This is a genomic window from Myxococcus sp. AM011 (assembly GCF_013372595.1).
GTDB classification, from domain to species: domain Bacteria; phylum Myxococcota; class Myxococcia; order Myxococcales; family Myxococcaceae; genus Myxococcus; species Myxococcus eversor.
This window is the reverse complement of record NZ_JABXEM010000051.1, coordinates 37360-48713: the sequence shown is the minus strand read 5'-3', so window position 1 is coordinate 48713 and position 11354 is coordinate 37360. Positions and strand designations below refer to the sequence as shown.

General features: G+C 69.4%; 10 protein-coding genes. 7 read left to right on the top strand and 3 right to left on the bottom strand.

The genetic code is table 11. From position 1 onward, the window contains the following. The first annotated feature begins 359 nt into the window (after positions 1 to 359). The gene (locus HUW62_RS13515) at positions 360 to 1448 is read left to right on the top strand and encodes an SGNH/GDSL hydrolase family protein (RefSeq protein ID WP_163867822.1); all 1089 of its coding nucleotides are present in this window, start codon (positions 360 to 362) and stop codon (positions 1446 to 1448) included. 96 nt (positions 1449 to 1544) lie between these two features. On the opposite strand, the gene HUW62_RS13510 is transcribed toward HUW62_RS13515, so the two are convergent. Beyond that, entirely contained in the window at positions 1545 to 2456 is a 912-nt protein-coding gene (locus HUW62_RS13510; protein WP_176434678.1) for a hypothetical protein, read from the bottom strand. Between the two features lie 88 nt (positions 2457 to 2544). Between HUW62_RS13510 and HUW62_RS13505 the strand changes: the two genes are divergently transcribed. From HUW62_RS13505 to HUW62_RS13485, 5 genes are all read left to right on the top strand, one after another. Continuing rightward, complete coding sequence (locus HUW62_RS13505; protein WP_163867821.1) at positions 2545 to 3201, top strand: hypothetical protein; 657 nt, start codon at positions 2545 to 2547, stop codon at positions 3199 to 3201. Next, a complete protein-coding gene (gene lnt / locus HUW62_RS13500; protein WP_255203407.1) occupies positions 3198 to 4829 on the top strand; it encodes an apolipoprotein N-acyltransferase in 1632 nt (543 codons plus the stop codon). Before HUW62_RS13505 ends, lnt begins: the two co-directional genes overlap by 4 nt. A gap of 214 nt (positions 4830 to 5043) precedes the next feature. Further along, positions 5044 to 6207 (top strand): bestrophin family protein, encoded by a 1164-nt coding sequence (locus HUW62_RS13495; protein ID WP_163867820.1) that lies wholly within the window; start codon positions 5044 to 5046, stop codon positions 6205 to 6207. A 98-nt stretch (positions 6208 to 6305) separates the two neighbouring features. Continuing rightward, a complete protein-coding gene (locus HUW62_RS13490; protein ID WP_240356638.1) occupies positions 6306 to 6701 on the top strand; it encodes a hypothetical protein in 396 nt (131 codons plus the stop codon). A 218-nt stretch (positions 6702 to 6919) separates the two neighbouring features. Next, a complete protein-coding gene (locus HUW62_RS13485; protein ID WP_163867818.1) occupies positions 6920 to 7063 on the top strand; it encodes a hypothetical protein in 144 nt (47 codons plus the stop codon). A gap of 53 nt (positions 7064 to 7116) precedes the next feature. Here the strand turns inward: HUW62_RS13485 and HUW62_RS13480 are convergent, their stop codons facing one another. Then, positions 7117 to 8643 carry a GMC family oxidoreductase gene (locus tag HUW62_RS13480; RefSeq protein WP_176434677.1) on the bottom strand — a complete coding sequence of 509 codons (1527 nt, stop codon included), beginning with the start codon at positions 8641 to 8643 and terminating at the stop codon, positions 7117 to 7119. 168 nt (positions 8644 to 8811) lie between these two features. Here HUW62_RS13480 and HUW62_RS13475 point away from each other — a divergent pair, with 168 nt between their 5' ends. Continuing rightward, positions 8812 to 9717 carry an alpha/beta hydrolase gene (locus HUW62_RS13475; protein ID WP_176434676.1) on the top strand — a complete coding sequence of 302 codons (906 nt, stop codon included), beginning with the start codon at positions 8812 to 8814 and terminating at the stop codon, positions 9715 to 9717. A 10-nt stretch (positions 9718 to 9727) separates the two neighbouring features. On the opposite strand, the gene HUW62_RS13470 is transcribed toward HUW62_RS13475, so the two are convergent. Further along, a complete protein-coding gene (locus tag HUW62_RS13470) occupies positions 9728 to 11185 on the bottom strand; it encodes a reverse transcriptase family protein (RefSeq protein WP_176434675.1) in 1458 nt (485 codons plus the stop codon). Positions 11186 to 11354: the final 169 nt, after the last annotated feature.

Sequence of the window (11354 nt, the reverse complement as noted above, 5' to 3'; positions counted from 1 at the left end):
CTCCTGGCCCTCCCGCAGCCGGGTCGCCGCATCCAACAGCCACAGGAACCCCGCGGACGCCACGCCGCACACCACCCCCACCAGGGCCCCCAGCACCAACCACTGCCCCAGGACTCGCGCTCCTCCCGTCCACCTCACCGGGCCTCCCTCCCAAACCGTTGAAACATCGTGAAACACCGCGTCATACGTCGCGACGCGTCAGGAATCAGACACCCCAAGGGCGCGACACTTTGGGTTCCATGCAATCCGCGAATTCTGACTGGTCGCGTTATTCCAGTTTGCGGGTGATTCGCGAATCGACGGCGTGTAGCCTTCGGTTTCCCCCTACATCCCCCCAGCGGGAAGAAAAGAGAGCGGGCATGTCCTTCCGTCGCAATGGGCTGTCCTTCGCCGCCGTTGTCGCTGCCGCCACGGTGAGCGGTAGCGCGATGGCGAGCACCATCAACCAGAACACGTCGTGGACCATCGACCGGTCCACGTCCACGACCAAGTATCGCGTCGTGGCGTACGGCGACTCCATCTATGCCGGCTACAACGGAGGCATTGGCGGCGTCGCGCGCCGCGCGGCCCCCGTCGTCCAGGGCGAGTACCTGGCGAAGCTGTGGAACACGGACATCGAGGTCATCCGCCGCACGAAGTCCGGCGCGAAGGCCGACGACATCTACAACAACAAGATTGTCTCCGAGCGCTCGTACATGCAGGCGACCAACACGCGCGCCGTGATGTTCGAGATGTGCGGCAACGACTACCTGCAGGCGCGCAGCGCCTTCACGGATCAGACGGGCACCTGTAACTACAGCGGCCTGGAGGCGGCGCTGGCGGCCTGCACCACGTACACGGAGAGGGCCATGCAGGCCATCAACCAGTACGCGACCACCGCCAAGGTCAAGATTGTCTCCAACATCTACTACCCGGGCTTCGGCGCGGACAACGTCCAGACGGCCTGCAAGGACTCGGCGACGGGCGCCACCATCAACAAGCAGGTGAAGTTCCTCCCCCTGCTGGCGCGCAGCAACTGGCGCACCTGCAACCTGGCGGGCCGCTACGGCTTCCAGTGCGCGGACTCCTTCGCGGAGATGATGGGCGCGGACTACGACTCGAACGGCGACGGCCAGGTGGACTCCGCCGCCCTGCGCTACCGCGCGGGTGAGACCGAGGACGCGTACGTGGCTCGCATCACCGGCGCGCTGCGCTCCACGCTGCGCGACGCGAACACGCACTTCGTCAACGCCTCCACGAGCTACGACTACATCCAGTCGGACAACACCCATCCGACGTACTTCGGCACCACCATCAGCGTGAGCATCTTCTCCGGCTCGGGCTCCGGCACCGGCGCGCCCCAGTTCACGGACGCCCAGGTGGTCGACGGCAAGAACCCCGAGTGGAACAAGACCGGCCACGAGCGCATGGGCTGGGAGAGCGCGCGCTTCAACCCCGCCGCTCCGTAGTCCTCGCGGCACCTGCCTTGCGCGGGTGAGCTTCACCTCGAGGCCTCCGACGCTCGTACCGCGTCGGGGGCTTCGTCGTTTCCAGCGCCGCTCATGTCACATCAGGAAGCGCGACGCGGTGAAGGCCATGATGCCCGCGTAGTACACCAGCCGGCAGACCCACTCGGCGCTCCGACGCACGCCGCGCGTCCATGACGGCACGAAGCGCGCCGCCGCCAGGGACACCAGCTCCGCCACCCCGCGCCAGAAGCACGCGATGAGCAGCAGGCTCAGCGTCACCGGGGCGTAGTAGCGACCGAACGAGCGCAGATACGCCGTCAGCCCGTTGAGCTGGTACTCGCCGAACGGACCGCCGAAGGCGATGTACTGGTGCGCTCGGAAGAAGATGCCCGCGGGCACGAGCGGGAAGACCACGAGCTTCAGCACCAGGTGGTACCAGCGCTTGCGCCACAGCTCCCGCCGCGCTCGCCCGTAGCGGACCAGGGGATGCACCACCGCCGCGCCCAGTGAGCTCTCTTGTCGCGCCAGCGCCACGAGCAGTGGCACCGCGTCCTCTACCTCCAGGCCGTACTCGAGCGCTCGCCCTGACTTCAGGCGCAGCGTCAGCCCGGGCCCGGGGAGCGGCAATCGCCAGGGGCGCACGGACTCCACGGCGTCGAGCGGAATCTCCAGCCGGGCGCCGTCGCGCAGCGTGAGCGTCAGGGTGCTGGCTCCTACCTCCAACGTGGCGCGGGCCCGCGAGCGCAGCGCGGCCACCAGGGCCAGGGGCAGGCCTCCGCCCAGGATGAGGCTCCAGATGAGGGGCTCGGCCTTGAGCGTCTCCGCGCCTTCGAGGATGTCCGACAGCAACCAGGCGGTGAAGAAGAGCAGGTTGCCCACGGTGAGGAGGCGGGCCGACATCGCCACGCCGCGTCGCGCGGTCGTCCAGGCGTGGAGCGTGAAGCGCTCGGGCTCGGCGGTGGGCGGCGGCGCGCTGACGGGGAGGGTGTCGACGGAAGGGGAGCTCATGGTGCGAGGACGGGTCGCCGGGAGAGGCCACATTGCCTCGGCGAGAGGGTGTCCGTAGCATACGCAGCGCGGAGGTCTCACGGCGAGCATGCGGCCGCAGCACCCATCCCCTGAACGGCGTGTCGACAGCGACGGCGTCACCCATGTCGCCCCGACGCGCTCCTCCTCCGGAGGCGGTGTCGCGCGGTGGCTGGTGGGCGGCGCGCTCGTCTTCACCGTGCTGTGCATCGCGCTGAGCGCGTGGCTGAGCGCCTCCGACGTGGCGGTGGAGGGCGAGCCCTTCGTCGAGGCCACGCCGCCTCCCGTCGTCGAGTCCGCGCCCGTGGTGGCTCGCGCTCCCGTGCGCAAGCCTCCCGTGAGGCAAGCGCCGCAAGGGGACGCCACGCCCGTCATGGGCGAGCCCACCGCGCCACCCGAGCCCGCCACGGAGCCCGACGTGCCCTCCTCCGGCCCCACGGGGATTCAGCTCTATCGCCCTGGCACCAAGCCGCTGAAGCGCGGACTCGTCGTACCCGAGGGCTTCGAGCTGCCTCCCGGCTACGTGCGCCACTACCAGTCCACGGACGAGGGTGAGCGCGTGGAGGCCATCCTGATGTTCCATCCGGACCACCAGCCGGTGGATGCGAACGGGCAGCCGCTGGAGATTCCGGAGAATCGCGTGGTGCCCGCGGAGCTGGCGCCCCCAGGCATGCCCGTGCGCATGCTGGAGCTGCCCAAGTCGGACGAGTCCAAGGACTCGCCTTGACGCTGCTGGGGCGAGAGGACGCGTCATCCGGGCGTCGGTTCGTCTGGAATCTGGGCGCGGTTGTCGCGACCACCGTGGCGTTGTGGGCGTTCTCGCTGCTGCGGATGCCGTGGACGTTGCTCGGTTGGTTCGCCTTCGTGCCGTGGCTGGTGGTGGTGGACCGGGCCCGCTCGTCGCGCGAGGCGCTGCTGCTGGGCGCGGGACTCAGCGTCACCTTCAGCGCCGCTGTCTTCGGGTGGTTTCCGGGCGCGCTGCAGTCGTACTCGGGCGCGCCGCTGTGGCTGTGCTGGTTGTTGATGGCGCTCCTGGCGCCGGTGTTCCAGCTCCAGTTTCCGCTCACGGCGCTCGCGCGACATCTGGCCCGGCGCGCGGTGGGGAATCGGGCCCGGTGGCTGCCGCCCGCGGTGAGCGTGCTGGTGTACGTGGGCGTGGAGTGGCTGGCGCCCAAGCCCTTCGCGGACACGCTGGGACAGGGCTTCGTCTACTCGCAGCGACTGCGGCAGTTCGCGGACATCGCGGGCGCGCCCGGGCTCACGCTGGGGCTGTTGTTCGTCAATGAGTGCCTGTTCGCGATGGGGCACGCGTTCCGGACGCGCGGGGCGCCGGGTGCGCTGAAGCCCCTGGTGGTGGCGGTGGCGATGGTGGTGGTGATGTTGGGCTACGGCTCGTGGCGCTTCTCCCAGTACCAGGAGGGGCGGAACGCGCAGCCCGCGCTGGTGGTGGGCGCGGTGCAGGCCAACATCACCCACTACGAGAAGCTCAAGGCGGAGCACGGTGCTTACGAAGTGGTGCGGATGATTCTCGACACGCACTACGCGATGTCGGACGCGCTGCTGCGCGAGGCTCCGGTGGATGTGCTCATCTGGCCGGAGACGGTGTATCCGACGCCCTTCGGTGTGCCCAAGAGCGAGGCGGGCGCGGAGCTGGACGCCGAGATATCCGCCTATGTCGCCGCGCGGAACGTGCCGCTCATCTTCGGCTCCTATGACCTGGAGGGCGGAAAGGAGTTCAACGCCGCCATGTTCCTGTCGCCGGGCGAGAAGGAGGGAGGGGCCCCGACGCGCGAGGTGTACCGCAAGTCGAAGCTCTTCCCGTTGACGGAGTGGGTGCCGGAGCTCATCGACTCGCAGGGCCTGCGCGAGTGGCTGCCGTGGACGGGGCGCTGGACGCCGGGCCCGGGGCCTCGAACGGTGATGCTGCGTCGGCGCGACGGGCGGATGCTCACGGTGGCGCCGCTCATCTGCTACGACACCATCTTCCCCTCCTACGTCGCGGAAGAGGCAGAGGGCGCGGACCTGCTGCTCACGCTGTCGAATGACTCGTGGTTCGGGGGCACGCACGGGCCCAGGTTGCACCTCACGCATGCGGTGTTCCGCAGCATCGAGACGCGCCGCCCACAGGTGCGGGTGACGAACTCGGGGATCTCCGCGCTCATCGACGACACGGGCGAAATCCTCACGGAGATTGGCGATGGCCAGCGCGGCACGGCCGTCATGCGCGTGCACTGGCATACCGCGAGCTCCTTCCTGGCGCGCATGTGGGGCAACTGGCTGGGACCCGTGGCGCTGATGATGGCGGTGGTGCTGCTTGGCGGCGCGGTGCTCGGCGCACGGAGCGACCGGTACTGACGAGGCCGTGCGCGGCCCGTGACGTGGCGACAACGGCGCTGTCAGGGGCGGCGGACTCCGGAGTGGCTCTGCTCGCTCCAGGACACTTCATCACCCGGCAGCGCGCCTGCGTGACACATCCGCTTCGCGGCACGGCGTGGGCCGTTGTCGCCCCGCACCGTCGGCACTAGACGCTCCGCGCAGGGACGCCTCACTCAGGAGCGGAGCACTCGCGATGATTGTCGGACGGCGGCTGTCGTGGCACATCATCCTGCGTTACACGGGCATCCCCGTCGCGGTGCATGTCATCTTCGCCCTCGCCATCATCGTGGGCTATCGCCTGTTCCATGCGTCCTGGATGGCCGTGCCCGCGATGCCCATCTCGGTGCTCGCCGCCGCGCTGGGTGTGCTGCTCGCCTTCCGCAACAACTCCGCCTACGACCGCTGGTGGGAGGCCCGCACGCTGTGGGGCGGCGTGGTGAACTGGTCGCGCACCTTCTCCCGCCAGGTGCTCACGCTGCTGCCCCGTCCCGGACGTGAGCCGGGTGACACCATGACGGAGCTGGAGCTGGCCGCCGTGCCCTCACGCCTGCTGCGCAGCGCGGTGGAGCGCCCCGGTGCCATGCTGACGGTGCGCGGCACCCGGGCGAGCGACGGCGCCGTCCGCGACAGATTCGGTCAGGCCCGGGTGCGCTCGGGGGAACGAGACTCGGAGGGAGAGGTCGCGGTGCTCGGCACTCCGCTACAGGCCCAGGGAGAGCCGCGCGGGGTCATCACCCGCATGGTGGAGGACATCACCGAGGACGCGCGTGAGCTGGTGTACGCGCAGATGGGCTTCGTACACGCCCTGCGCTGCCACCTGCGCCGACAGGACCCGTTGCCGGAGATTGTCTCCTTCTTCCGCCCCGACGTCATCGACGCCCTGCGCGACGAGCACAACGTCCCCTCCGCGATTCTCCTGTGGATGGCGACACGCCTGCGCCGCATCTACGGACAGGTGTCCGACCCGCAGAAGGTGCTCTTCCTCCACGTGACGATGGACCGGACGTTGACGGAGCTGACCAACCTGCTGGGCGCCTGTGAGCGCATCAAGAACACACCGCTGCCTCGCCAGTACGACAGCCTGCTGTTCGCGATGACACGCGCCTACCTGGTGCTGCTGCCGCTCGGTGTCGTGGAGGAGCTGGGCTGGCTCACCCCCGTCGTCACCGCCATCATCGCGTTCCTCTTCATCGGGCTGGATGCCGTCGGACGCGACATCGAGACGCCCTTCGAGGACGACGTCAGCGACACGCCGATGACGGCCCTCAGTCGGACCATCGAAATCAACCTGCGGCAGATGCTCGGAGAGAACGAGCTGCCCCAGCCCGTGCAACCCAAGGACGGGCTGCTCTACTGAGGCCGCGAGCTTCTCGAATGGACCCTGTCAGCGCCGCGCCGTCCGTGCCGGCGGCCCGCGTTGCGACAGGGGCGGGCGGGGCGTATACCCGAGGCATCGTGTCCGGACTGTCTCGGCTCCTCACGCTCGTGCTGCTCCTCGGCTGGCAGGTCGCCGCCAGCGGTGTGGCGGGGCTGGGGCACTACTGCGAGAAGCAGGTCCAGACGCGCGCTTCCAAGTGCCGCTGTCATGAACACGCGAAGGCGGACTCCCACGGCCAACCCACGCTGAAGTGGGACTGCTGCGAGGAGCCTCACTGGGACCTGCCTGCTCCCCTTGAAGGCAGTGTCTCCAGCGCCACTGTCTTCGTCGCGCCGCCCGTTGCTGTACCTCCGGTCGCCTGGCTGCCGCTCAAGGCGCCCGAGCGGGGCCCTCGTCGCTCCCTGTCCCCGTGGGACATGCCCCCGTCCCAGGGGCCCCCTGTCTTCCTCCGCATCCGCACGCTGCTCCTCTGAGCGCTCCGGCGTACGGGGCTCGCTCGTGGTGTGTCCTCGACTCGACCGGTGTCTTGTCGAAGGCCCCATGCGCGCCGCCCCGTGCCCTGGGCGAGGTGCCTGTGTCCCCGTGACTTGGGGATGCGCGCGGCCGCGCCTCCTGAACGCAACCGAGGAGCCGTGTGCGCGAGGTCTGTCGCTCCGGCTCGCCGTCAGCCCGACTTCAGAAGAGCGAGACCATGGACATGATTTGGGAGTTGATGATTGGCACTGTGCTGTTGACGCTGCTCATCGTGGTGATGACGCCCGCGATGTGGAGCTCCAGAACCAGCCTGCGTGAGAAGCCCAAGGAGCACGAGAAGCCCCCCAAGCCCGACGCGTGAGGCCTGGCTTCGAGGACGCGGCCACGTGGAGCGAGGTGGCCGCGTCCCTCGGGTCAGAGCCTGCCGGCCTTCAGCTCGTCGACCAGGTGCGCGCTGGCGCGCACGGCGAGGGCCATCATCGTCAGCGTGGGGTTCTGCGGCCCTTGCGAGGGGAAGCTCGCGCCGTCCATGACGAGGAGGTTGGGCACGTCCCAACTCTGGTTCCACGGGTTGAGCACGGACGTCTTCGCGTCAGTGCCCATGCGCGCGGTGCCCACCTCGTGGATGGCCATGCCCGGCGTGGACAGGGTGTCGTTCACCTTCTCCACCGTGAAGCCCGCTTCCTTCATCATCTCCTGGCACGCCGCCACGGCGTCCTTGCTCATCCGCAGCTCGTTCTCCGAGTGGCGACAGTCGATGTGCGCCGCCGGAATCCCCCAGCGGTCCTTCACCGTGGCGCTCAACGTCACCCGGTTGCCCGCGCGCGGCACCATCTCCCCGAAGGGGACGAAGTGGCAGCTGTCCGCGAAGGTGAAGACCTGCACGCCATAGCCTCGCGCGAAGCCCTCCTCGCGGGACGTGACGTTGCGGAACTGGGGGATGTACGCCCAGCTCTGCTCGGCGCGCTGCTGCTCGGGCGGCAGGTTCATCTTCGCCTCGATGCCGAGCAGGTACGTGTGGTCCATCAGGTTGCGGCCGAGCTGCCCCGACGAGTTGCCCAGCCCGTCCGGGTGCGCCGCGCTCTTCGAGTGCAACAGCAGGCGCGTCGTCTCGATGGTGCCCGCGGCCAGAATCACCACGCGGCCATGCGCCTCGTGCGTCCTGCCGGACTCGGTGTCGACGTAGGTGACGCCGGTGACCCGGCCTGTCTTCGCGTCGTGCAGCACCTGGCTCACCACCGCGTGGGTGCGCAGGGTGAGGCGGCCCGTCTTCAGCGCGGCGGGGAGGGTGACGGGGGCGCCCGCGGTGCGACGGACGACGACGCGGCGCTCGGGCCAGCGGCGCTCCACGTGCGCCTTGAGGTGTTGCTCCGCGGGGTTCATCGCGATGGAGGAGGCGAAGACGGAGTCGGGCAGCGTGTCCAGCCCGTCCGCGTTGCCGGAGAGGCCCATCCACCGCTCCACCGTCTCGTAGTGCGGCGCCAGCTCCGCCAGGCTCAGCGGCCAGTCCGGGCCCTGTCCGTCCTGCCCGCCTGCTTTGAAGTTGAAGTCAGACAGCCGGTAGAACTGGCGGCCGTGCGCCTTCACCGACGTGCGCCCACCAACCTGCCGGGCGCGAATCCACGCGAAGGGCGCGTCGACCGGTGTCGTGTAGGGATTGTCGACGTCATCCACGAAGGCGTGTGGATGGAACGGCCACGCGAAGGTGGTGGACTGCACCGACTGGCGCTGCTTGCGCGCGCTGTCCGTCTCCGCCTGGTAGCCGAGCAGCTTCTGACGGAGGCGGTGCCACACCCAGAGCATGCGGTCCGCCCGGTTGCTTCGCCCGGCCTCCAGCACCAGGACGTTCAGCCCTGCCTCCGTGAGCTGCTTGGCCGCCCAGCCGCCACACGCTCCGGAGCCCACCACCACCGCATCGAAAATCTTCTTGGACGTGCTCACAGCATCCCTGCGACTGCAAAGGGGGTGCGCGGTACGCGTCACCGCGAGTTGAATCACCTCAGTGTAAGCTGGGCCGCGCGAGATTGACCATGGACGCCCCCCCTGTGTCGCGGGTGACTCGCGTTGATGCTGGACGGGCAGCCGGGCAGGACCCGGGGAGGGTGTTTCATGAAGTGGAGGCGAGTCGTCGCGGGCGTGCTGGTGCTGGGGGTGCTCGCCGCCCTGGCCCTCTTCGGACGGGCCCTGCGTCATTCGGAGTCGTACTTTCACTATCCCCGCACCGCCCCCACGCGGCCCGCTGACTTCGCGCAAGCGCAAGACGTGCGCCTGTTCACCGAGGATGGGCTGGAATTGCGTGGCTGGTATTCGCCTTCACGCAACCGCGCCGCCGTGGTGATGGCGCATGGGTTATCCCAGACACGCGCGGACCTGCTGCCGGAGGCGCGCATCCTCCGCGATGCGGGCTACGGCGTGCTCCTGTTCGATTTGCGCGCCCATGGTGAGAGCCAGGGCGAGACGTCCACCTGGGGTGACAAGGAGCGGCTGGACGTGCGCGCCGCGCTGGCCTTCGTGCGGGCCCGCCCTGACGTGGACGCGGAGAAGGTGGCGGCCCTGGGCTTCTCGATTGGCTCCGCGGCCGTGGCGGAGGTCGCCGCGAAGGACTCGGGCGTGCGCGCGGTGGTGCTGCTGTCTCCGTTCAACACGCTGTGGCTGGCGGCGGCGTATGACTTCCGCCGCTTCGGCTTCGTGTCCCAGTCCGGCGCGCTGGTGCCCTTCTGGCGCCGGGGAATCGCGCTCGACGAGGTGCGCACCATCGACGCGGTGGACCACATCCGTCCCCGGCCACTGTTCATCGTCATGGGCACGGAGGAGTCCGGCCAGCCGCTCGCGGACGAGCTCTTCGCCCACGTGCGCGAGTACGCCCAGACGTGGCGAATCCAAGGCGCGGCGCACGGCGGCTTCAGTGACGTGGAGCCCCAGGAGTATCCCCGCCGGCTGCGCGCCTTCTTCGACTCGGCGCTGCTGGCGGGCGGGGAGGGTGCTTCCGGAAGCGCTGCCCCGGCGGTGCCCTGACGACTCCGCGTCAGGAGACCTTCGGAGTCTCCTTCTCACGGGCCTCGAGCTGCTCCAGGTCCTTGAGGAAGGCGCGGCCCTTGTCCGCGTCCGTCATGTAGACGAAGGCGGCCATGCCCTTGAGCTGCTCCAGGGACTCGCCCTCGCGGCCGGGCTTGCCCTTCTGGCGGTTGTGGATGGCCGCGCGCAGGCGGCGCACCACGTCGCGGGGGACTCGCGCGGTGGCCACGCCATCCCGGGCCTTGTTCACCACCAGCCCCGTGACTTGCTGCCGGGTGCCCTTGCGGCTCACCCGCGTCTTGTCCGGGTGCACGGTGAAGCCCTCGGCCTCCACCACTTCCTTCACGCGCGTGAGCAGCACCGACACCGCGGGGCCCTGCGCCCGCTTCGCCTTGGGCTGCTTCGTCTTCGTCCAGGAGAAGGTGAGGTCGTCCGCGTAGCGCGTGTAGATGAAGCCCAGGCGCTTCGACAGCGCGGACAGGCGCTTGTCCAGCTTGAGGCACAGCGCGTTGGTGATGCCGGGAGACGTGGGCGCGCCCTGCGGCAGCGCGCGCGGGCCCTTGGCGACGTAGAGCGTCTTGCCTCGGAACTGCACCGTCTCGCGAGGCGCCTCGGTGGCCATCAGCGACAGCAGCGTGGCGGTGTTCTCTTGCAGGCCGCCCTTGCGCAACAGGCCCTTCACCCGCCGCCACGTCACGGTGGGGAAGAAGTCCTTCAAGTCCACCTTCACCACCACGTCCGCGCTGTGGTGGGCGAGCGCGTTGGTGAGGATGGAGCGTCCCGAGACGAAGCCGTGCGCCGCGCCGTGCACGGGCAGCCGCTCCACCACGTTGGACAGCACCCAGCGCTGGGCCTGCTTCAGCTCCGGCTTGGGTGACGTAATCGTGCGCGTGCCGCCGTCGCGCTTGGGGATGCCCCAGCTGATGTAGTGCGAGCCGGTGTCCACCTCGCGGTGGAAGGCGAACCAGCGCAGCTTGGAGACGCTGAGTCCGAGCGCCTTGGCGAGCGCGTCCACGGTGCCCAGCTCCGGCAGGCCGTTGGCCTTCGCCCGCTCCTCGCGGTGGGCCACGTCGAACTTGTCGGAGCCGGCGTCTTCCTTCCAGTGCACGCCAGCGCCCAGATGGCTGATGTGCGTGGCCTTCCAGGCCTCATGGGCCTGTCGACCCAGGGCGCGGAGCTCGGCGGCCTCGGCCTTCTTCTTCTCCTTCCAGGCCGTCTTCTCCTTCTCGGAGGCGCCGGAGAAGTCCAGGTCCGCCACGGCGAGGCCGCGCGAGACGAGCTGGCCCTGGGCCCAGGCGTCGGCGCCGCCCGCTTCGGTGATGGCCTTCCAGCGGATGAGCAGGGCTTCGTGCGCGGCGCGGCGGGCCTCACGCTGGGCGACCGCGTTGGCGGCGGGAGCCTGGGGCGCGGGCGTGGCAATGACTTGCGGCGCTGCTGCGGGGACGAACGACTCCAGCCTGGCGGTCATTTCAAGAACCTCGAGGGGGCGCGTCGGCGTCGGACGAGGCGGGCAGTCATCGCGAGCAGTCGAGGGAGGCCAGGAAAGCACCACCATCTTACCTGGTGCACGGTAGCCTCACCGGCTCTCCCCTCCTAGTCACTACGGCCGGGGTGGGCAAACGGCGGTCGCGTCGTTG